This is a genomic window from Sporotomaculum syntrophicum (genome assembly GCF_009932395.1).
In the GTDB taxonomy this organism is placed as follows: Bacteria; Bacillota; Desulfotomaculia; order Desulfotomaculales; family Desulfallaceae; genus Sporotomaculum; species Sporotomaculum syntrophicum.
Window position 1 is genome coordinate 220,459 of record NZ_LSRS01000005.1, and the last position, 22,009, is coordinate 242,467.

Genomic DNA, 22,009 nt, shown 5'->3' on the forward strand with positions numbered 1-22,009 from the left:
GAAGCTTTAAACCGAAGCCCCAGTAAACGGCGGCCGTAACTATAACGGTCCTAAGGTAGCGAAATTCCTTGTCGGGTAAGTTCCGACCCGCACGAAAGGCGTAACGATTTGGGCGCTGTCTCAACGAGGGACTCGGCGAACTTGTAATGCCGGTAAAGATGCCGGCTACCTGCGACAGGACAGAAAGACCCCGTGGAGCTTTACTGCAGCTTGACATTGGATTTTGGTATTGCATGTACAGGATAGGTGGGAGGCTAGGAAGCCAGTGCGCCAGCATTGACAGAGCCATCGTTGGGATACCACCCTTGTGATATTGAAACTCTAACACCAGTCTTTGAATCGAGACTATGGACAGTGTCAGGTGGGCAGTTTGACTGGGGCGGTCGCCTCCCAAAGAGTAACGGAGGCGCCCAAAGGTTTCCTCAGCGCGGTTGGAAATCGCGCGCACAGAGTGTAAAGGCAGAAGGGAGCTTGACAGCGAGACACACAGGTCGAGCTGGGACGAAAGTCGGGCTTAGTGATCCGGCGGCAATCGAGTGGAAGAGCCGTCGCTCAACGGATAAAAGCTACCCCGGGGATAACAGGCTTATCTCCCCCAAGAGTCCACATCGACGGGGAGGTTTGGCACCTCGATGTCGGCTCATCGCATCCTGGGGCGGAAGTACGTCCCAAGGGTTGGGCTGTTCGCCCATTAAAGCGGTACGTGAGCTGGGTTCAGAACGTCGTGAGACAGTTCGGTCCCTATCCGTCGCAGGCGCAGGAGACTTGCGAGGAGCTGTCCCTAGTACGAGAGGACCGGGATGGACGGATCACTGGCGTACCAGTTATCGCGCCAGCGGTAGCGCTGGGTACCCATATCCGGTCGGGATAAGCGCTGAAGGCATCTAAGCGCGAAGCCCCCCTCTAGATAAGGTTTCCCACCCAGCACTCAACCCAATGTTTACATTATGCTTAGTTGCAAGTCCATGCTTCGTATGAGAGTATGCTTGGAAAGAGTATATTGTAAATGTCGGGTTGAGTGCTGGGGTAAGACCCCTGGTAGACTACCAGGTAGATAGGCCGGGCGTGCAAGCACAGCGATGTGTGCAGCGGACCGGTACTAATAGGTCGAGGACTTGACCTGATTATTCGGTAGTCGGTGATAGAGTTACCTTAGCTAAACTAAAACTTGCTTGGCTGTACAGTTTTGAGGGAACAATAAGTTGACACAAGGTGCCTGGCACCGTTAAATTAACTTATTTACCTTATACAATAGTATATATAGTTTTCCGGTGACCATACTGGAGAGGATACACCCGTTCCCATCCTACCCCTCCAGGGCATACCCCTTCGGGGCATAGGCACTCGAACACGGAAATTAGGCTCTTCGACTTGTGCCCGATAGGGTAGGCCGATGGTAATTGGGCTTGTCCTTGCTGTGTGCCCCGTAGGGGTAGGAGAGTAGGTAGTTGCCGGAATTATTTTTCATATCATCAGAGCTAATATGCTTTTGCGCCAGTATATCAATTGCCGGGGAATACAATAGAATAAAATAGGATTAATGTAAACAACAACCCTCTGGTTTTTTGCCGGAGGGTTTTATATTCCCCCTAATGATGTCTATGACTTATTTAATCTGACTGCTGGATTTTACCAAAGCCTATCACCTTATGCCGTTCACAATGCTTCCATTCCTTTGGATGGTTTTTTAATGGGCTTATCTATATGGAAGCTAAAGTTATCTTACCAGATGCTCGGCATATTTTTATCAATGGTCTCACTTGTAGTCCTGACTGGTTAATGATAAAAGTTAGTGTTATATGCATTAAATTAAGACGTGCTGTAGGCAGGAAAGCGATAGCGTTTAATTGAAAAAGTATAATAGAAAATTTAAAAGGTATGTACGTCATAAATCATATCGAGGTTTGGCAGGTAATATCATAAGTCATTTTGTCTTAAATTAATTAGAAGGAAGGGAGCAGTTTGGAATATAAAAATTTAAGGCTCGAAAAAGACGGTAATATTGCCGTAATTACATTAAACCGTCCGGAAGTGCGCAATGCCCTGAATCCCCCTATGTGGGAGGAGATACATTATGCCATTCGGGATTGCGACCTTGATAAGGATGTGCGGGTGGTTATCATAACGGGAGCAGGTGGTATCGCCTTCGCCTCTGGTGCTGATATCCGTATTTTAAAGGATTTCGATACCCGGGAAGTATTAGAATTTGAGGTTCTTATCCAGGGTTCGCTAAATGAGGTGGAGAACCTCGATAAGCCTGTTATTGCCGCCATTGACGGTTTTGCTTTGGGCGGCGGCTGTGAATTAGCTCTGGCATGTGATATCAGAATTGCCACCAACCGTTCCAAGCTGGGTTTCCCGGAAGTAAACCTTGGCTTGATACCCGGGGCCGGTGGTACCCAGAGATTGCAAAGGCTTGTAGGGATTGGTAAGGCCAAGGAATTGATTTTTACCAGTGATGTCATCAGTGCCCAGGAAGCTAAAGAACTCGGCATGTTGAATAAAGTTGTGGAAAAAACTGAAGACTTATTGCCGGCTGCCAAAGCAATGGCCGAAAAGATCATAGCTAAAGGCCCGATGGCGGTCAGTTTGGCAAAAGCGGCTATTAATATGGGTGCCAATACGGATCTTAACTCGGGTCTATTAATTGAAAAATTCGCTTCAACAATTGCTTTTTCCACCGAGGATCGTTATGAAGGTACGACCGCTTTTATTGAAAAACGCAAGCCAATTTTTAAAGGTAAGTAAGCAGACAATCGTGTTAAAATAAAATAGTAGCAGTTACGGCTATTAAATGTTTTGTTTGGGGGAGTGAATCAAATGGGCATATACCAATTTGAAGGTAAAAAACCGACCATCGGTAAAGGTACATATGTACATCCCGATGCTACCATTATCGGCGACGTGACCATTGGAGAGGGCTGTTATATTGCTGCAGGGGCATGTCTCCGGGGTGACTGGGGCGCTATTGAAGTCGGGGCCGGCTCGAATATTCAAGAAAACGCGGTTGTTCACGTCTTTCCTGAGAAGAAGGCTACTCTGGGGCAGCGGAGCCATATCGGGCATGGTTCCATTCTGCACACACCCACGCTGGGGGAACATGTTTATGTGGGCATGGGGACCATTATTATGGATTACGCGGAAATTGGTGAGGGATGCTGCATTGGTGCCGGGGCATTGATACTGGAAAAAATGATTATTCCGCCATTTAAGCTGGTCGTAGGGGCGCCCGCGAAAGTTGTGGCAGATATTAATGAGGCCAAGCGCAAAGCTTTGGATGGCGCTACTGCCTATTACCAGGCTCTGCCACCCCGCTGCCACCAGGGTATGATCCAGGTGACTCTGGAGGAGTGTATGGCTGAATAACCGGGGTTGGGAACGCAAAAGTAATTTAGGCTGTACCTATAAAATGCTCCTTTAACGGGGGCATTTTTTGGAGCTTTTCATCAATGGTCTTACCAGTTTGCCTAATCTAAAATAAATGTGCTAAAATAACACGTGCATGTGTATAGACTTCGATGGAGGGTAAAATTATGCTGATTAGCGATCTGGTTAAACAAATCGAGGATTGGCTGCATAAATTAGTTAAAGATACTGCTGTTAAGGGCTTTGTGCTCGGGCTGAGCGGTGGTATTGATTCTGCGGTGGCCGCGGCGCTGTGCCGCAATGTTTGCCCCAAGACCACCCTGGGTATCATTATGCCCTGTTATAGTCATTCCGAGGATGAGGAGCATGCCGAGCTGCTGGCTAAAGCTATAGACATTGAGTATACAACGGTGCGGCTGGAGAAACCCTTCGATGAAATGGTGCAATTGCTGACCGGTGCAGCCTATGACCCGGGGAAAAAGGATATGGCCATTGCTAATCTTAAGCCCCGGCTACGCATGGCCACTCTTTATTATTTTGCCGCCCAGAGACATAGCTTGGTGGTGGGCACCGGGAATCGCAGTGAACGCACCGTGGGCTACTTCACCAAACACGGAGATGGCGGGGTAGATTTACTGCCACTGGCTAATTTGGTAAAAAAACAGGTGGTGGAAATGGCCAGGCTTCTCGATATTCCGGCTGCGATTATTGATAAGCCGCCTTCTGCCGGTTTATGGGAGGGGCAGACTGATGAAAATGAAATGGGTATTTCCTATGAGGAATTAGATAAATATATTTTGACAGGACAGGCTGACGATCGGGTGAGAAAAATTGTTGATGACCTGGCTATGAAGAATCTGCATAAAAAGCAGCTGCCGGCTATACCTCCACTATAAAACATTTTCCGAACATGATTTAAAGGAGATGAATTAGATGTCAGGGCATTCTAAATGGTCAACTATAAAAAGAAAGAAAGCCAAAGTTGATTCTGCGCGGGGAAAGGTTTTTACCAGATTAGCAAAAGAAATAATTGCCGCTGCCAGGCAGGGCGGCGGTGACCCGGAAGCTAATTTGCGCTTAAAAAACGCTATTGCCAAAGCCAAAGAGGTTAACATACCTAACGATAACATTCAGCGGGCGATAAAACGGGGCACCGGTGAACTGGGCGGTGCCAACTTTGAAGAATTAACTTATGAGGGTTACGGCCCTGGTGGTGTGGCTGTGATGGTGGACATTATGACTGATAACCGTAACCGCACCGCCGGTGAATTAAGGCATTTGTTCTCCAAATACGGCGGTAACCTTGGTGAAACCGGCTGTGTTTCCTGGATGTTTGATGCCCGTGGGGTACTAGTTGTCGATAAGGGCGATTTGCAAGTTGATAGTGATGAGCTTTTACTCACTGCCCTTGACGCCGGGGCGTTAGATGTCAAGGAGGAGGACGACACCTTTGAAATTATCACTGAGCCGGATGCTATAGAACAGGTGATGGAAACACTGGCGGTGGAAGGTATAAAAGTCAGTGATTCTGAGGTAACTAAAATCCCCCAAACTACGGTGATGATAACCGGCAGCCAACAAGAGCAAATGCTCAAGCTCATGGACATACTAGAGGATCATGACGATGTGCAGGAGGTTTTTGCTAATTTTGATATAGTAGATGAGGAATAGGTTGCTATGTTATAGCAACCTATGTTATTTTTTTACATGAATATGGCAATAATCCTTTTAGCATGCTAATAGCCAGAAAAATATTTAAGTCTTTCTGGCTGAAAGATAAAGAGGCTATAAACAAATGAAGGAGTATTACCATGTTTAAGAAAATATATACTATGCTAGCAGCCGCTCTAGCAGTATTTTTAATTGCCACAACAGTATATGTTACATTAACTTCAGTGAGTAACCCGGCCATGAAGCCAGTACTCACCGGAGAAAGGGTAGAGCCATTAATCCAGTCTACCACCACCATACGCCAGGAGAATAAATACACCGCTTGTGGTGATGTAGAGGTGTATTACCGGGGTCCGGCCAAGCGTGATTTAGTCGGTCTGGATGAAAACCGGTTGCGTCTAAAGTACCCTCAGCAGGAGGGTTGGGCTGTTGCTGTAGAAGGTGACGAGGTGGTGATTACTCGACAGATCGACGGCCTGTGTGGTATGCACAGAGAATATAGACATTTAGGCATTCATGAAGGGCAGCTGGCAGTTTACCAGGGACCGCTGGGTCATGATGAAGTATTATTGCGAATAGAGACAGGCATTAATATTAACTGTTTGCCGGAATCGTTTTTAGATAAGCTGAACAAGAGCGATACTTATGCAAATTTAAATGCTGATGAGCAGCTTGAGCTTCGTAACGCTATTGAGTTTACAGATGAGCAAGCACTCAACGCCTTGCTGGAAAATTTTGATGAATATAGCGATTCTTAAGTAGAACGGTCGTTGTGATAAACCTAGCAGTGTGTTAATATTTACTAAACTTCAGATGCGGAGTGATTTAATGCGTGTTTTGGGGGTAGACCCCGGAATCGCCATTGCCGGTTACGGTATTGTTGACTATGCCGGAAATAGTTTTAGCCCGGTGGACTATGGTTGCATAAGGAGCGGGGCGGGTATGCTACCGCACCTTAGGCTTAGTAAATTATTTAGCGAACTAACTAATTTGATAGTTAAATATCGTCCCCAGTGTTTGGCTGTAGAGGAGTTGTTTTTTAACCGTAACGTGCGTACGGCCATGTCGGTAAGCCAGGCAAGGGGTGTAATTTTACTTGCAGCCGCTTTGGAGGATTTAGCAGTATATGAATACACCCCTTTACAGGTGAAACAGGCTGTAGTTGGTCGTGGACGAGCAGATAAACAACAGGTGCAGTATATGATTAGGATTATACTCAATTTACCGGCTATTCCTAAGCCTGATGATGTAGCAGATGCGCTGGCTGTGGCGGTTTGTCATATCAATAACTACAGTAATATAGTTATAAAATAAATCTATGATGATTTAATGTTCAGCAGTATGATAGGTGGCGACATTGTAATGATCGCGTTTTTAAGGGGTGCTTTGGCAAGCGTGGAAGCTGAGGCAGTTGTGCTTGATGTGCACGGTGTGGGCTATAGAGTTAACGTAACAGCTGCTTGTGCCGCTAAATTGTCCGGCCAGGTTAATCAGGAGGTTGCTTTACATACGCATTTGATCGTCCGGGAAGATGACTTGCAGTTATATGGATTCTTTAGTACCGATGAGATCAATGTTTTTCTGCTCTTGCTTGGCGTTAACGGGGTGGGACCGCGGGCCGCTTTAGCTGTTTTATCTCATTTAACGCCTCATGGGCTGGTACGGGCTGTAACCCTGGAGGATCTATCGGTACTGACCAAAGTGCCGGGTGTGGGTAAAAAGATTGCTCAGCGCATTGTTCTCGAATTAAAGGATAAATTTGAAAAGTTAACTATACAATCGGCTGAAATGCCTGCTATACCGGTTAAAGCAGCAGATGTTATAGATGACGCCCTTGCCGGCCTTTTAGCACTGGGCTATGGTGCCGGTGAAGCCCGGGATGCTGTGCAGCGCGCGATGGAGTCAACGTTGGGCCAACAGGCCGGTGTCGCTCAATTAATCAAACATGCCCTGCGTTTATTGGATAAAGCCAAGTAGTTATACATATTTGTTAAACATTGCCTAAGGTTTAGTAAGCTTAAGGGAGGAACGGGCTTTGCGTGTCCGGGATATAGTATGGGGGATTTAAATCAAGACAGAATAATAACAGCGGCCATCAGGGAAGAGGATGCGGATAACGAGGTCAATTTACGGCCACGTAAGCTTAGTGAATATATAGGTCAAAATAGGGTTAAAGAGAATATTGGGATATTTATTCAAGCCGCTCTGCAGCGCGGTGAAACTTTGGACCATGTACTATTATTTGGGCCACCCGGTTTGGGTAAAACAACGCTGGCTAATATTATTTCCAATGAGCTGGGGGTAAACCTGCGCACCACTTCCGGTCCGGCTATTGAAAGACCTGGAGATTTAGCGGCTATTTTAACCAATTTGCAGCAGGGCGATGTGTTATTTATTGATGAGATACACCGGCTCAGCCGTACGGTGGAAGAAATACTTTACCCGGCGATGGAGGACTTTGCCCTGGATATTATCATTGGCAAGGGACCCGGGGCGCGTTCCATAAGAATTGAATTGCCTCGCTTTACCTTGATCGGTGCTACTACCAGGGCAGGTTTAATGACCTCCCCCTTAAGAGACCGGTTTGGCGTGATAAGCAGGCTGGACTATTATCAAACTGCTGACTTGGTAACAATTATTACCAGGGCCGCCAAAATTATGGGCGTGGTGATTGATAACGGCGGGGCGGAGGAAATCGCTCGCCGGTCCCGGGGCACTCCACGCATTGCCAATCGCTTGCTGAAACGGGTGCGAGATTATGCCCAGGTCAAAGCTGACGGAATAATTACCCTGTCTGTGGCCACCGAGGCACTGGAGTTTTTTGAAGTAGATCCACTAGGACTGGATCAAGCTGACCGTAGAGTGTTATTGGCTGTGATTACCAAGTTTGCCGGTGGTCCTGTTGGAGTGGAGACCATTGCTGCCGCTACCGGTGAGGAGGCGGGCACGGTGGAGGACGTTTATGAACCCTATTTGCTGCAGTTGGGTCTGCTGGCCCGCACCCCGCGCGGTCGTGTGGCTACACCTGCGGCTTACCGGCACTTGGGGGTAACCATGCCTGTGCCTAAACAGCCTACGTTGTGGTAATAAAGGAGAAAATGGCATGAAAATTCTTTTGCATACCTGTTGCGGCCCATGTACTATTTATCCACTGCAAAAGTTAAGGGACGGTAACCATGAGGTATGTGGCTATTTCAATAATCCTAATATCCATCCTTATACTGAATGGCTAAAAAGAAAAGACACTCTGCTGAATTATGCCCGGGACAATGATTTCAAAATCATTGTGCATGAGGCCTATGATTTGGAGAGTTATCTGCGGGAAGTGGTACATCGGGAGAGCGTGCGCTGCCGGTATTGCTATACCATGCGCCTGCGACAAGCGGCCAAGATAGCGCGACGGGGTAAGTTTGATGCTTTTAGCACTACTTTGCTGGTCAGCCCCTTCCAAAAACATGACTTAATTGCTGAAATTGGCGAAGCGATGGGTAAAGAAGCGGGTGTTCCCTTTTATTACGAGGATTTCAGGCCCGGTTATCGGAAGGCTACGGAAATATCCCGGTCCCTCAGCATGTACAGGCAGCAGTATTGTGGCTGTATATACAGCGAAAGAGACCGTTATGACAAGGAATATAAAAGTAAAACCAAAACTGGAGGGGAACCAGTATGAATTCCTTGGCAGATTTGGGAAAAGTTATTTTAATACTAGGTTTTTTTATGGTAGTTACCGGAGGTCTTTTGATGCTGGCGGGCAAAATTCCCGGACTGGGCAGACTGCCGGGTGATATATTTGTGCAGAGAGGCAATTTTACTTTTTATTTCCCGGTGATTACCATGATCATTGTCAGCGTTGTACTAACTCTGCTGCTCAACTTGCTTTTCAGAAAGTGAAGCTATTTTTATATTATTGCGGAACATTACTCGCAAATAGAAGGAAATAATTTATTTGTGTCGAACTTTCCACGATATGGTTAGGCGGGGGAGGTTCTTTTTTTATGGTTGAGTGCATCGGCAATAAACAAGGTTATTCAAATGTATGGATTATTGTGGTATTTTTACTGGCGGTATTATTGCCGGGAGGTAGGGCCTGGTGTTCTGTACAGGTAGTACCCCAGTCTGTGCGAGTAGGCCTAATGCAGGACGCTCCTCAAGTTGCTTTTGTCGTACAAGGTAATTATCAGTTAGTCAATGATTATACGAAGCAAGTGATTACTGGGGTGGGAGAAGGTCGCTGGGTAGTGGAATATGCCGGTGGTCTGTGCCAGGTATCAAAAGACGGTGAATATGTAGGGTTATACAACGGACCTATTAAAGTTGAAGGCCTAAGTAGCGGTGGAGTAAAAGCGATATTATCCAGCGGTGCACTGCTGCAAAAGGACTCCGTGGATGGTCTGGCGGTACAGGGTGCCGGTGATGCTATTAATTACCTGGAACATGAGCAGGCGGGCTGTTATGTGGTTGACGTAAACGGCCAGATCAAGCAGATGACACGGGATGGGTTAAATCTAGTCGGTCTGGAAAAGAGCGGCCAGGTAAAACATTACCGGGGGAATTTAGAGATCAGGTCCAATGAAAAAGGTCTGACCGTAATCAACGAATTGCCAATTGAGCAATATTTATATGGTGTAGTGCCAGCAGAGATGCCTGCTTCATTTTCCTCGGAAGCGCTCAAAGCCCAGGCAGTAGCGGCACGCAGCTATTTAATTGCTCAGTTGGGCAGTTACGCAAATTTCGGCTTTGATGTGCTATACAACCAGTCTAACCAGATGTATCAGGGGTATGATGGAGAAAAACCGGCATCCAGTATGGCTGTAGATGACACCAATGGTCTGGTACTGGTCAAAGATGGCCAGCCTATTGCGGCTTATTTTCATGCTTGCAGTGGGGGATATACTGAAAACAGCGAAGATGTCTGGTATGATAAACTGGGTTTTATTCGCGCCAAGGAAGACCCTTATGATGGCAACAGCCAACATTATAACTGGTCGGTAACGTATTCGGCCAGCGAACTGGTTACATTGCTTAACCAGCAATTAAGAAGGTATATTAAAAGCAGTGAGTTTACTGAATTAGCCGTGATTACAGATATAAATGCCTTGGAGTGGACTGCTTCCGGTCATAGAGTAAAAAAACTATTAATTGAAGTCCTTGATCACCAAGGCAACCTGCAATCGTATACTGTGGCCAATGCTGACCGGGTGCGCACCGTCCTCGGACTGAAGAGCTCTTTATTTACCATGAAAAAGCAATATTACTCCGAAGAGCAGGATAACCCCGTAGACCTGGAGGATATTTTAGAACCAACAAATATTGTGAAACAAGGGCTCAGCAGTATTACTTTTTACGGCAGCGGTTGGGGGCATGGTCTGGGTATGTCACAATATGGCGCGGCCGGGATGGCGAGCCAGGGTTATAGTTTCCAGGATATATTGAAATACTATTATACAGATGTTGAGCTAATTAAATATTAAGGGGTACTGCATGAGGGTAGCGGAATTTGAGTATTATTTGCCCGAGGATTTGATTGCCCAGGAGCCTGCACCGGTGCGAGATGAATCCAGGCTGATGGTACTATATAAAGATGGTGATGGGCTTGAACACAGGTTGTTTAAAGATATTACGGAATACATTACACCGCAGGATGTGCTGGTGATCAATGATACAAAGGTAATTCCGGCACGGCTGTGGGGTAAAAAAGAGGACACGGGCACGGTTATTGAAGTGTTGTTATTAACCCGTCGATCTGAGCAAACCTGGGAAACACTGGTGCGTCCGGGGCGGCGTGTACCTGTCGGTACCACTATTAGATTCGGTGATGATTTAACCGGCTCCGTTGAGGCTGTGGTAGACGATGGCTGTCGCCTGATTAAATTTCATTACCAGGGTATGTTTGAACAGGTTTTAGATAGGCTGGGAGTTATGCCCTTGCCGCCATATATTAAAAAACAACCTGATGATCCCGGCCGTTATCAAACTATATATGCCAGGGAGCCCGGTTCAGTTGCAGCCCCCACTGCCGGTCTTCATTTTACACCTGAGCTGCTGCAAAAAATCAAGGACCGGGGTATACCCATTGTTCCCGTGCTGTTGCATGTCGGGCTGGGCACCTTTAGACCAGTGAAAGTGGACGAGGTAACCAATCACCGGATGCATGCTGAATATTATGAAATTCCGAAGGAAACAGCCCGAGTGATTAATGAAACCAAATTACGGGGTGGTCGGGTGATTGCAGTGGGTACTACTACAACTCGGTGTCTGGAAACAGCAGCCGGGGAAAACGGTATTGTGCAGGCTGGCTCAGGTTGGACTGAAATTTTTATCTATCCTGGCTATCGCTTTCAGGCAGTGGATGCTCTGGTAACCAATTTTCATTTACCCCGCAGCACCCTGCTCATGATGGTGAGTGCGCTGGTTGGCCGGGAGCGGTTGCTGTCTGCTTACAATCTTGCCGTTCAACTGCGCTACCGGTTTTTTAGTTTTGGTGATGCCATGTTGATATTATGATTTGCTAAGGAGCATGATATGGCTATCGGTTTTAAGATTACCAAAGAAGATGGTCAAAGCAGGGCAAGGTTAGGTTTGCTGCATACTTCCCACGGCACGGTGCAGACGCCTATTTTTATGCCGGTGGGGACTCAGGCCACTGTGAAAACCATGACCCCTGACGAGGTGTGCAGCTGTGGTGGGGAGCTGATACTAAGTAATACCTATCACCTCTATCTGCGGCCTGGCCACGAGTTGGTGGCAGAGGCTGGTGGCTTACATAATTTTATGCGCTGGGACGCGCCCATTTTAACCGACAGCGGCGGTTTTCAAGTTTTTAGCCTGGGTCCTCTGCGTAAGATAACTGATCAGGGAGTTACCTTTCGTAGTCATATCGACGGCTCGGAGCATTTCTTCAGCCCGGAAAAGTCCATGGAAATACAGATGGCTTTGGGGGCCGATATTGTTATGGCCTTTGACGAGTGTATACCCTACCCCTGCAGTTATGAACAGACAAAAGACGCCATGAAACGCACCACTAGCTGGGCTGTGCGCTGCCGCACGCGTCATAACCGGGAGGACCAGGCGCTGTTTGGCATTATTCAAGGAGGCATGTTCCGCGATTTGCGCCTGCAGAGCGTTGCGGAGTTGACAACCCTGGATTTTTCCGGTTACGGTATTGGTGGGCTAAGCGTGGGAGAACCGAAACCAATGATGTACGAAGTGCTTGATTACCTGGTACCGGCTATGCCTAAGGAAAAGCCTCGCTATTTAATGGGTGTAGGCTCACCGGACTGTTTATTGGAGGGAGTTTACCGAGGGGTAGATATGTTTGATTGTGTGCTGCCCACCCGGATTGCTCGCAACGGCACGGTTTTTACCAAAGAGGGCAAACTTGTGGTGCGCAACGCTGAGTATGCCCGGGATTTTCGGCCGCTGGACCCTGAATGTGACTGTTATACCTGTCGCAATTTTTCCCGGGCGTATATTAGGCATTTAATTAAGGCCAACGAGGTTTTAGGAATTAGGCTTACCACACTGCATAATTTGCGTTTCGTGCTGAAGTTGATGCAAAATATCCGAGCTGCTATTGTCGGTGATTATTTTGTAGAATATAAAGATGAATTTTTACGTCGGTTCAAGTTAGATTAATTATATCATTCTACATTGATTTGCCGTGCCGAAATAAAAGGGAATTGCATCATAATCAAGAATTAGTATTATGTTTTGATTAATAACATGTGAAAGGGGGGCGGAAACAAAGTGAATGAAACTACTATCAGCATTTTATATATGGTCGGTTTATTTGCGTTACTCTGGTTTATACTGATTAGACCCCATCAGCAGCGCCAGAAAAAACATGCGCAAATGGTGGCCAGTCTTAAGGTAAATGACCGTATTGTTACAGCTGGTGGCATTTATGGCACGATACTAAAGATTAAAGAAGACAGTATTATAGTGAGAATAGCTGAAAATGTGCGCATCGAATTAATGAGAAATGCAGTGTCACAGCTCATAACTAGCAGTGACGACGATGATAATGACAAGGATTGATTCTTCGGAGTAGACCCGGTCTACTCTTTTTGTTGAGCGACCTTGCAGTTGGGGAGGCATTGGTGTTTGGTAACCCTTGATGATGTCAAAAGTGATCCTGTATTAGATAGTTTTATCCGCAAGGGTAATGAATACCTGGGGGCAATGGGTTATACAGAACATAGCTATCGGCATGTCAATCTGGTGTCCGGCATTGCCAAAAATATACTTGACAAGCTTGGTTATAGTAAACGAGAGGCTGAACTGGCGGCTATTGCTGGCTATCTGCATGATCTGGGTAATGTAGTGAGCAGGAACGATCACGGCATCTCAGGTGCCACCATTTGCGGTCCCATACTGCTGCAAATGGGTATGGAGCCCGACGAAGTAGCCACCGTCATCTCAGCTATTGCCAATCATGAGGAGCAATACGGACAGCCCGTCAGCCCGGTGGCGGCGGCTCTGATACTTGCGGACAAGTCTGATGTGCACCGGTCCCGGGTACGCAACCGAGAATTTGCAACCTTTGATATTCACGACCGGGTTAATTACGCTGTGGAAAATTCCCTTGTGTGGGTGGATGATAAAAAGCGGACTATTACCATGGAGTTGACAATTAATATAAAGATAACACCTGTAATGGAGTATTTCGAAATATTTCTATCTAGAATGCTATTATGCAGAAGGGCGGCGGTGTTTTTAGATTGTGTATTTGAGCTGGTGGTCAACGGAGCCAAGCTATTGTAATTAAGCTAAGGGGGAGAAACAAAATGAGATGGAGTAAGATATTGGCCATGGCCGCCATCATCCTGGCCATTGCCGCTTTGGGCATAACAGCGGCAGTGCCGCTGCCGATTTTCAAGGATGTTGCATGGCTGCCCTGGGCCAATCAAACTATTTTAGGCCTGGACTTGCAGGGCGGTGTGCACGTGGTGTTGGAGGCCAAGGATACGCCTTCTGCCAAAGTTAATGATGAAACTATGAAAAGAGCTCAGGCTGTGTTAGAAAGAAGAATTAATGAGACTGGTGTGGCAGAGCCCGTTATTCAGCGGCAGGGCGAGCGGAGAATAATTGTTGAACTGGCGGGGATCAAGGACCCTGAAAAAGCAGTCATAGATTTAATTCAGCCGGCTTACCTGGAATTTAAAAATGAGTTGGGCCAAACGATAATAACGGGTGCTGATTTGAAGGATGCTTTGGAGGCTAGGGACCCCAACTCTGGTCAGGTTGAAGTGGATCTTACTTTTACCAAAGAGGGCACCGGTAAATTTGCCCAGGCAACCACGGCTAATGTGGGCAAACCCATTGGTATTTATCTTGACAATAAGTTGTTACAGAATCCGGTGGTTGAGGAACCCATCACCCATGGCCAGGCTAGAATCACTGGTTATGAAAGCCTGGAAGAGGCACACACTATTGCTATTCTGCTGCGCTCCGGTGCTCTGCCTGTGCAGCTTAATGTAATGGAGAAACGGACCGTAGGCCCGCAGTTGGGCCAGGATTCCCTGGATAGGTCCATTAATGCCGGTATTGTCGGTCTGGTAGCTATTTTAGTTTTTATGATTGTTTATTACCGTATTCCCGGACTAATTGCTGATTTGGCATTAATTTTTTACGCACTGCTGGTGCTGGCTATATTTATCGGCATACATGCTACCATGACACTGCCCGGCATAGCAGGTTTCCTGTTGTCACTGGGTATGGCTGTGGATTCCAACGTGGTAATTTTCGAGCGGATCAAGGAAGAGCTGCGTACCGGTAAAAGTATTCGTTCCGCCATAGACGCCGGTTTTCGCCGGGGCTTTGTAGCCGTTTTCGATTCTAATGCCACTACGCTGATTGCTGCCATTGTGTTGTATTATTTCGGAGCCAGTATGATCCGCGGATTTGCGGTGACGCTTAGCATTGGTATATTAGTCAGTTTGTTCACAGCCATCACTTTAACCAGGTGGTTACTGCATCTGACCGCTGCTACCAATGTAGTTAAAGATCCTCGCTATTATGGCGCTTAAGGGGGGCGGGACAAATGTTTAATTTTATAGAACACAGAAAGATTTGGTATATTATTTCGCTGTTACTTATATTACCGGGCCTGTTCTCCATGGTGACCCGGGGTTTTAACTTGGGCATTGATTTTACCGGCGGTAATCTTGTGGAAGTTCGGGTGGAGCAGGGCGTGAAGATTGAACAGGTGCGTGATGTGGTGGAAGGCTTGGGTTTTGCAGCCTCCAACAACATTCAGAAAAGTGGCACCACCGATTATATCATTAGAACTCGGGAGCTTACCGAGGATGAAAGTGCTACCCTGATTTCCACCCTGGAGCGAAAGGTGGGTGAGGTCAACCTGCTGCGCAATGACCGGGTGGGCCCGGTAATCGGTAGGGAATTGACCGTGAATGCCATTTTATCTTTGCTGATTGCAGCGGTACTGATGCTGGTGTATATAACCTTCCGCTTTGAATTTAAACAAGGCGTGGTAACAATTGTTGCGCTGCTGCACGACTTGCTGGTGGTGCTGGGTGTATTCTCCATATTTCAGATTGAGGTTGATAGCGCCTTTGTAGCAGCCATATTAACAATTATCGGTTATTCTATTAACGACAAAATCGTTATTTTTGACCGGGTCAGGGAAAATTCAAGGATGCGTAAAAAGGGAGAATCCGTGGAAGATTTGGTCAACATCAGTTTATGGCAGACCCTAGTGCGGTCACTAAATACCGGTATGTCGGTACTATTTGTTTTATTAACCCTGTATTTCTTTGGTGGCACCACTTTAAAGACCTTTATTTTGGCTTTATTAATAGGGGTGGTGATTGGTGCTTATTCATCCATGCTTAACGCTAGCCCGTTATGGGTTGATTTAAAGCTTAGGGAAAAAAAGGCAGCAGCTAAATAATAGCCAATCTTCTACATGTGCATAAAGCGTCTTGGATCGTACTAAAAAATGGCCAAGACGCTTTTTTTATTTTGTTGACTACAATAAAATTAAATGAAAGCCAAGTGGAAAAATGGCACGTCAGTTTTGCCGGTGCCATATTTTTGTATGAACCAGGGCAAATTAAAACAAAGTTTGGAGGTTAAGCAATGAGTAATAAGCTAAAACCGCGCAAATACTTTTTAGCCCCTGGGGAGAACGATTCTTGGATGGCTACTAAGCAAAATAAAGTTTTGCAATCGCTGGAGGACAAAGTCAGGGAACTAGCGATTAATACGGAGAAGATGAAGCTGGCTGAATATGTCGATTTATTGGATAAGCCATATAAGCTAATGTACATTAATTTAATTAGCGGTATTGCCAGGGGTTTTGGCATTGCCATCGGCTTTGCTATTTTGGGAGCCATCCTTGTTTTAATATTGCAAAGACTGGTGTCCTTAAACTTGCCTCTTATTGGTGATTTCATTGCTGATCTGGTTAAAATAGTGCAATTACAACTGGGTAAACAATAAACAGGGGGGTAGCACAGATGGAACAAGGATTACTGAAGGATTTAAAAAAACAATTGGAACAGGAAAAATTCAATTTAATGCAAACAATAAACCATATTGATGATGGAGGGTTGGGTGTTTCTCTGTCGGAATCTATGGAGGAGTTATCAACCTATGATCAGCACCCGGCGGATGTGGGTACCGGAGTGTTTGAACGCAGTAAGGATTTTGCTTTGCGTGAGGATGCCATGCTTAAAGTGCAGGCCATTGAGCATGCCCGGCAAAGGATGGTCAAAGGTACTTACGGGATCTGTGAAGTATGCGGTGAAGAAATACCTTTTGAGCGCTTGCAGGCGGTTCCTTATACTACCCAGTGCGTCCAATGCCGAGCCCGGGTTGAAGAACCTGGCTATAGAAAGAATGTTCGACCAGTGGAAGAGGACGTTCTGGAGCCGCCCTTTGCACGTACTTTTAATGATGACGCAGATGTTAATGGGTATGACGGTGAAGATGCCTGGCAGGATGTAGCCAGGTGGCAGGAACACTCGCCACTCTCCGGGGCGGGAGCTTATTATGGCAGCGGTGAATCAGGGAACGATGGTGTAAGCGATACAGACTTAATTGACCACATTCCCTATGAGGTGGATAGCGAAGGCAACTTCTATGAAAGTACTAGAGATATAGACGGTGTAATTGACTCTCCAATACACATCGATGAGTAAGATTTTTCTCTTAACAATGGTAAATAAGATCTAGAAATATGCGACTTTCAATTAGAGAATTATTAAAGCGTATTGACCCGTGGGACTTTATCTAAGAGTTGAAGATGAGGGCTCCCGGGTTTAATTTTTGAAGTGAATGTCTGGTTATATATTGGCAAGATACAGGAGGAAGGTGAGCATGTATGTCGAAGATAAGAGTAAAGTGGTGTATCTGTCCAACATTACCAATGCCAGGTACTACTTCAGCGGAGTGACAACTTGAATTAGATTTACGCTATGTTGGCGTGGTATGAGCCATGCATGGGCTCCCTGCCTGCCCGATGCGGTAGATAGTTATATAGCAAGAGAGTCATTAATTAGCGTGGAAAGACAATTGGTATACTTGTACGGTTACTTGAAGAGTTAGACTGTAAAATGTAGCTAGGATTAGGATACCCCTTAAAAGTCTAACTAATCCCGTATAGTAAGTCAAATGATTTACTTCGGGAGGGAGCGATGGAGTAGCACCAGGGGGAGTGTGGCAGTGTGCTATTTGGGGATAAAGTGGATGTTTATCTGCAAAGAATTAGAGAAGGTGACGAATCGTCCAGGGAGAGGTTAATTGCGGATGCCAAACCCTTTATTGCCGGAGTAGTAGGTCGGCTTTGCGGTCGCAGTTTGAGCTGGGATCGGGATGATGAACTTAGTATTGGCCTGATCGCTTTTAATGAGGCTATTGACCGGTTTAAAGATCAAATGGGCGTTCCCTTTACTGCTTTTGCCCGGATGGTGATCAGGAGCCGGGTGACCGACTACTTGCGCAAAGAATCGAGATGGGACCGGGTTGATCTTCATATGTCAGAAGTTCCGCAGGAGAGTACGGTTAGTCAGGCGGAAAACAATGCATCCTGGGCTAAATACATCAAAGAAACCGCTAATCGCGAAAGAATAGAGGAAATTCAAGATTATAATTTGAAAATTAACAAGCTGGGTATTACATTCCAGGATCTTGTACGATCGTCACCTAAACATAGGGACACCCGGGAAACACTGATCCGGGCAGCTTGGTATATCGTTGAACACCAAACATTATATGACGCTTTGCAGGCCAGTAAAAGGCTTCCCATTCGGGAAGTTGAAATGGGTACAGGAATTAGTCGTAAAGTGCTGGAACGTGGGCGTAAATACATAATCGGTATCGCCATATTATTATATAATCGTGAGGAGTATCTTTACTTAAATTCATATGTCAGGTTACCGCAGGGGAGTGTTGAATAAATGGAACCGGGCCGGGGTTTGGTTTTGGAAGTAAATAAACGAAGCTGTATAATTATAACCGGCGATGGCCAGTTCCTAGAAGTTCCTAAGCCTCGTGGCGGCGCTGAGGTGGGGAAGGAAATAACCCTTAGCCGGACGTTCTCACTTCGTTTTAAATGGCCATATATGGCAGTAGCATCGCTATTGGTCGCTGTTCTAGCCTGGTGGGCTTTTTATGCTATGTTTCCGCGGGCGATGGCGTATGTCTCTCTAGATATTAATCCTAGTCTTGAGCTGGCCATTAACGATAACAGTGAGATTATTTTAGCCAGAGGTGTTAACAAAGATGGCCGGAAGCTGTTACAGCAGGTAGATGTGCTGCATGAGCCGCTGGCTAAAGGTGTACAGAAAATTATTACCGGGTGTATTGAATATCATTATATAAAGCAGGATAAAGATAATCTTATTCTTGCTACGGTCACTGATGCCAAGAGAAGAAAATCGAATACGGATAAGCAGGAAAACCAAGAAATTAAACAGGTGTATAACTACGTATATACATCGATAAATAACACCATTAATGAATCCGGGGTAGGTGCGGAATTAATTATCGCTGATACTGACTTAGTTACTTTGGAAAAAGCACATGATACCGGAGTTACTCCAGGTCGCTATATATTGCAGAAGGAAGCACAGAAAAACGGGGTAGAAATAACTGATCAAGAACTAAGGGAAGAACGTATTCGTGAACTGGAAAAAAAGAAAAACTTCCGGGCAGGGGAATTAATACAACAACGAATGCAAACTGATTTATCTGACAAACAGGTTTATACAAATAATTCCAATAAAAACAGAGGATCGGTTAAGACAAATAAATCTGAATTATACGTTAATATTAAACAAACTGAGCATCAAAATCATCTAGACAAGCCTAACTGGTCGTTAGCATTATCTCGAGGTGCAGTTAATGTAAATAAATATCAACGAGAATCAGAGCCAAAAAATAATAGTGTGTTTTATGCCCGGGGAAATTTGTATATTCCGCGGGATAATGGATATTTAACAGGAATAACAGTATATAGTCAGCTTAAGCATTTAACTAACAGTAATAATGGTGCCGGGAACAATTTAAATTATTATAATCAGAGCTATTTCCAGGATAAACAGGTAGTTTCGCGGTCCAGTAACTATAGCCAGAGAATAACAGGGGAACAACAGAATAAGCAGTTACAAAATACGGACAGTGCTAACCAAAGCGTCAATAAAAATAGCTTGACAAATAATTTAGGGAAACAATCTAGCACCAAGGTCAAAGGCCCTGTAGTGGAAAAAATTACACATAACCAACAGAACAAGCGGTTACAGAATGCGGACAGCGCTAACCAAAGCGCCAATAAAAATAATTTTACAAGTTCTATCGACCAACAGTCCGGCGTTGGTGTTAATGACTCAGTGGCGGAGAAAACAAGAGTTAATCAAGGTTTCAAGCAGTTGCAAAACACGGGCAGCGCAAACAAAAGCGCCAACAGAAATAACCTGACAAGAACAATTGAGCAACAGTCCGGCGTTGGCGTTAACGGCTCAGTGGCGGAGAAAACAAGAGTTAATCAAGGTTTCAAGCAGTTGCAAAACACGGGCAGCGCAAACAAAAGCGCCAACAGAAATAACCTGACAAGAACAATTGAGCAACAGTCCGGCGTTGGTGTTAACGGCTCAGTGGCGGAGAAAACAAGAGTTAATCAAGGTTTCAAGCAGTTGCATAACACGGGCGGCGCAGACCAAAGCGCCAACAGAAATAACCTGACAAGAACAATTGAGCAACAGTCCAGCGTTGGTGTTAACGGTTCAGTGATGGAAAGAACGAAGGTTAATCAACCAAATTTACAAGTACCAAATCATAATAGCGGAAAAATTAATTCAACGAAAACTAATCGTCAAACCAATACCAGCTCTGAACAGTCTGCTATACGATATCACGATTATTTACTGCAAAGGAGCAAACAATAAAGTACGATGACAATCCTCAAGAAGATAAAGCTAGGAATTCTGAAAAAAACTGAAGTTTTATAATTCCCCGTAAAAAGGGGGATTTTTTCTTTTAGCCCAATAGTGTGCTGTGTTGATGTTGTTGATTTTTATAAAATTATTCAGTATAATTTCTCAAGATGCATAAAGATGGAAACAATTGCGGTTTAGTTACGGTAACGTTGTCTTGTACATATACCTTAAATATCTAAAGGTTAGCCATGAAGTTACTCGGTCTTTGAAAAGACAGGTGTTCATGGTTTTTTTACAATGATTGTCCAATAACATTGATGTTAAATATTTTATGAGGCAAGGCCGGGCGCATTTTACTTATGAATCCTTGGGACACTGGTTGTTTCAGGTGGTCAACACTATCGATAATCGACAGCAAATAATTAATTAAAAAAATTAGTGCCTAAATGTTGACTTGACTGAGTATGATAGTTAATAGATTTACCGTATAACAGTGGGTTAAGTGATCCTAACTGAACCGGATTAGCCGGCCTTAAAGCCATGCCGAGGGGCGTGATTTATTGTTACGCTTTGAGTAGGATGATATACTTTTTAAATGGGGGCGATAATCTTGCTTGCGGTATATCAAATGATCATTCCAACTCCTTATCCAGTTGGGCCGGTAAATGTATATTTAATAAAAAATGATCCGATTACACTAATTGAAGTTGGTCCCGATACGCCGCAGGCTAGTAAGGCTTTGGAGCATATGCTGGAGTTGCTGGGTTGCCGGGTTGAGGATATTAAAAGGATAGTTGTTACCCACTCCCATCCCGATCATTGTGGTATGGCAGAGCAAGTTGCGCGTGCGTCTGGCGCAGTGGTGCATATACATCCGCTTGAGGAAAGCAAAATTAAGGGTAAAGAAGATTTTTATAAGGAGCGGATGCCCTTTATCCTAGAAACAGGAATTCCGGAAGAGGTGTTGAAGGAAGTAATTGGTGAGAAGGATCAACTGCCTGAGCCATCTTTAGAAGACATAAGTATTAAATTATTGAGCGGGGGCGAGCGCATCTCCTTTGACGGAGGAGAATTGCGCATTTTGCATTTACCCGGGCATAGTCCCGGGCATCTGTGTGCTTACGAGCCCGAGCAAAAATTATTTTTCTCTGGTGACTTTCTGCTGCCCCATATAACACCTAATCCATTAATGGAGCCAGACCATGAAAAACCCGGCTTGCGTTTGCCCTCACTAAAACAATACCTGTCTGGGTTGGAGGTACTGGAGAAGCTGGAGGTAAACCTGGTTTTTCCAGGCCACGGAGGCGCCTTCAATGATTGCGGTAGCGCGATAAACGTTGCACGACAGCATCATCAGGAGCAGTTTACACGTATTATAGCAAATTTACAGGGCGGGGAACGCAATGCCTATCAATTGTGCATGGCTATTTATCCCGGCTTGCAGAAGTTCGGAATTTCTCTGGGACTTTCGGAAATTGTGGCTCATCTTGATTATTTGGTAGAAAATGGCAATATTAACTGTTCCAAACAGCAAGGCATAAACTATTATTGCCTGTAAACAAATTACTAACATG

Annotated in this window: 22 protein-coding genes, 1 rRNA gene and 2 other annotated features; all 23 genes read left to right on the top strand. The window is 45.4% G+C overall.

The genetic code is table 11. From position 1 onward, the window contains the following. Positions 1 to 31 precede the first annotated feature (31 nt). Positions 32 to 88, top strand: a sequence feature (23S ribosomal RNA rRNA prediction is too short). Positions 89 to 144: 56 nt separating this feature from the next. After that, positions 145 to 1,111 (top strand) — a sequence feature (23S ribosomal RNA rRNA prediction is too short). Between the two features lie 156 nt (positions 1,112 to 1,267). After that, positions 1,268 to 1,457: ribosomal RNA gene (gene rrf / locus SPSYN_RS16500) — 5S ribosomal RNA — on the top strand. Positions 1,458 to 1,962: 505 nt separating this feature from the next. Then, complete coding sequence (locus SPSYN_RS11265) at positions 1,963 to 2,748, top strand: enoyl-CoA hydratase/isomerase family protein (protein ID WP_161822588.1); 786 nt, start codon at positions 1,963 to 1,965, stop codon at positions 2,746 to 2,748. A gap of 72 nt (positions 2,749 to 2,820) precedes the next feature. Next, positions 2,821 to 3,366 (top strand): gamma carbonic anhydrase family protein, encoded by a 546-nt coding sequence (locus SPSYN_RS11270; RefSeq protein WP_161822589.1) that lies wholly within the window; start codon positions 2,821 to 2,823, stop codon positions 3,364 to 3,366. A gap of 167 nt (positions 3,367 to 3,533) precedes the next feature. Continuing rightward, on the top strand, positions 3,534 to 4,262 hold the full coding sequence (gene nadE, locus SPSYN_RS11275) for an NAD(+) synthase (RefSeq protein ID WP_161822590.1): 729 nt from the start codon (positions 3,534 to 3,536) through the stop codon (positions 4,260 to 4,262). Positions 4,263 to 4,299: 37 nt separating this feature from the next. Next, the gene (locus SPSYN_RS11280; protein ID WP_161822591.1) at positions 4,300 to 5,037 is read left to right on the top strand and encodes a YebC/PmpR family DNA-binding transcriptional regulator; all 738 of its coding nucleotides are present in this window, start codon (positions 4,300 to 4,302) and stop codon (positions 5,035 to 5,037) included. Between the two features lie 140 nt (positions 5,038 to 5,177). After that, the gene (locus SPSYN_RS11285; RefSeq protein WP_161822592.1) at positions 5,178 to 5,795 is read left to right on the top strand and encodes a hypothetical protein; all 618 of its coding nucleotides are present in this window, start codon (positions 5,178 to 5,180) and stop codon (positions 5,793 to 5,795) included. A gap of 70 nt (positions 5,796 to 5,865) precedes the next feature. Then, positions 5,866 to 6,351 (top strand): crossover junction endodeoxyribonuclease RuvC, encoded by a 486-nt coding sequence (ruvC, locus tag SPSYN_RS11290; RefSeq protein ID WP_161822593.1) that lies wholly within the window; start codon positions 5,866 to 5,868, stop codon positions 6,349 to 6,351. 48 nt (positions 6,352 to 6,399) lie between these two features. Further along, a complete protein-coding gene (gene ruvA / locus SPSYN_RS11295; RefSeq protein ID WP_161822594.1) occupies positions 6,400 to 7,014 on the top strand; it encodes a Holliday junction branch migration protein RuvA in 615 nt (204 codons plus the stop codon). A 78-nt stretch (positions 7,015 to 7,092) separates the two neighbouring features. Continuing rightward, complete coding sequence (gene ruvB / locus SPSYN_RS11300; protein ID WP_161822595.1) at positions 7,093 to 8,124, top strand: Holliday junction branch migration DNA helicase RuvB; 1,032 nt, start codon at positions 7,093 to 7,095, stop codon at positions 8,122 to 8,124. A 16-nt stretch (positions 8,125 to 8,140) separates the two neighbouring features. Beyond that, positions 8,141 to 8,707 carry an epoxyqueuosine reductase QueH gene (locus SPSYN_RS11305; protein ID WP_161822596.1) on the top strand — a complete coding sequence of 189 codons (567 nt, stop codon included), beginning with the start codon at positions 8,141 to 8,143 and terminating at the stop codon, positions 8,705 to 8,707. After that, positions 8,704 to 8,928: a DUF2905 domain-containing protein gene (locus SPSYN_RS11310; protein ID WP_161822597.1), complete on the top strand. Its 225-nt coding sequence runs from the start codon at positions 8,704 to 8,706 to the stop codon at positions 8,926 to 8,928. The genes SPSYN_RS11305 and SPSYN_RS11310 overlap by 4 nt, the downstream gene beginning before the upstream one ends. Before the next feature lie 104 nt (positions 8,929 to 9,032). Beyond that, positions 9,033 to 10,508, top strand: a complete 1,476-nt coding sequence (locus SPSYN_RS11315; protein ID WP_161822598.1) for a SpoIID/LytB domain-containing protein — start codon at positions 9,033 to 9,035, stop codon at positions 10,506 to 10,508. A 10-nt stretch (positions 10,509 to 10,518) separates the two neighbouring features. Continuing rightward, entirely contained in the window at positions 10,519 to 11,541 is a 1,023-nt protein-coding gene (queA, locus tag SPSYN_RS11320) for a tRNA preQ1(34) S-adenosylmethionine ribosyltransferase-isomerase QueA (protein ID WP_161822599.1), read from the top strand. Positions 11,542 to 11,559: 18 nt separating this feature from the next. Then, the gene (gene tgt, locus SPSYN_RS11325) at positions 11,560 to 12,672 is read left to right on the top strand and encodes a tRNA guanosine(34) transglycosylase Tgt (protein WP_161822600.1); all 1,113 of its coding nucleotides are present in this window, start codon (positions 11,560 to 11,562) and stop codon (positions 12,670 to 12,672) included. A gap of 111 nt (positions 12,673 to 12,783) precedes the next feature. Next, positions 12,784 to 13,074 carry a preprotein translocase subunit YajC gene (gene yajC, locus SPSYN_RS11330; RefSeq protein ID WP_243153028.1) on the top strand — a complete coding sequence of 97 codons (291 nt, stop codon included), beginning with the start codon at positions 12,784 to 12,786 and terminating at the stop codon, positions 13,072 to 13,074. Positions 13,075 to 13,140: 66 nt separating this feature from the next. After that, a complete protein-coding gene (locus SPSYN_RS11335; protein ID WP_161822601.1) occupies positions 13,141 to 13,800 on the top strand; it encodes an HD domain-containing protein in 660 nt (219 codons plus the stop codon). Between the two features lie 23 nt (positions 13,801 to 13,823). Further along, positions 13,824 to 15,065: a protein translocase subunit SecD gene (gene secD, locus SPSYN_RS11340; RefSeq protein WP_161822602.1), complete on the top strand. Its 1,242-nt coding sequence runs from the start codon at positions 13,824 to 13,826 to the stop codon at positions 15,063 to 15,065. Between the two features lie 14 nt (positions 15,066 to 15,079). Continuing rightward, positions 15,080 to 15,949 carry a protein translocase subunit SecF gene (secF, locus tag SPSYN_RS11345; protein ID WP_161822603.1) on the top strand — a complete coding sequence of 290 codons (870 nt, stop codon included), beginning with the start codon at positions 15,080 to 15,082 and terminating at the stop codon, positions 15,947 to 15,949. 248 nt (positions 15,950 to 16,197) lie between these two features. Further along, a complete protein-coding gene (locus SPSYN_RS11350; RefSeq protein ID WP_202623825.1) occupies positions 16,198 to 16,500 on the top strand; it encodes a DUF5665 domain-containing protein in 303 nt (100 codons plus the stop codon). A gap of 17 nt (positions 16,501 to 16,517) precedes the next feature. Then, on the top strand, positions 16,518 to 17,201 hold the full coding sequence (locus tag SPSYN_RS11355; RefSeq protein ID WP_161822605.1) for a TraR/DksA C4-type zinc finger protein: 684 nt from the start codon (positions 16,518 to 16,520) through the stop codon (positions 17,199 to 17,201). Between the two features lie 525 nt (positions 17,202 to 17,726). Further along, positions 17,727 to 18,458 carry an RNA polymerase sigma-I factor gene (sigI, locus tag SPSYN_RS11360; RefSeq protein ID WP_161822606.1) on the top strand — a complete coding sequence of 244 codons (732 nt, stop codon included), beginning with the start codon at positions 17,727 to 17,729 and terminating at the stop codon, positions 18,456 to 18,458. Continuing rightward, complete coding sequence (locus SPSYN_RS11365; protein WP_161822607.1) at positions 18,459 to 20,444, top strand: anti-sigma factor domain-containing protein; 1,986 nt, start codon at positions 18,459 to 18,461, stop codon at positions 20,442 to 20,444. Positions 20,445 to 21,045: 601 nt separating this feature from the next. After that, the gene (locus SPSYN_RS11370) at positions 21,046 to 21,993 is read left to right on the top strand and encodes an MBL fold metallo-hydrolase (RefSeq protein WP_161822608.1); all 948 of its coding nucleotides are present in this window, start codon (positions 21,046 to 21,048) and stop codon (positions 21,991 to 21,993) included. Positions 21,994 to 22,009 lie beyond the last annotated feature (16 nt).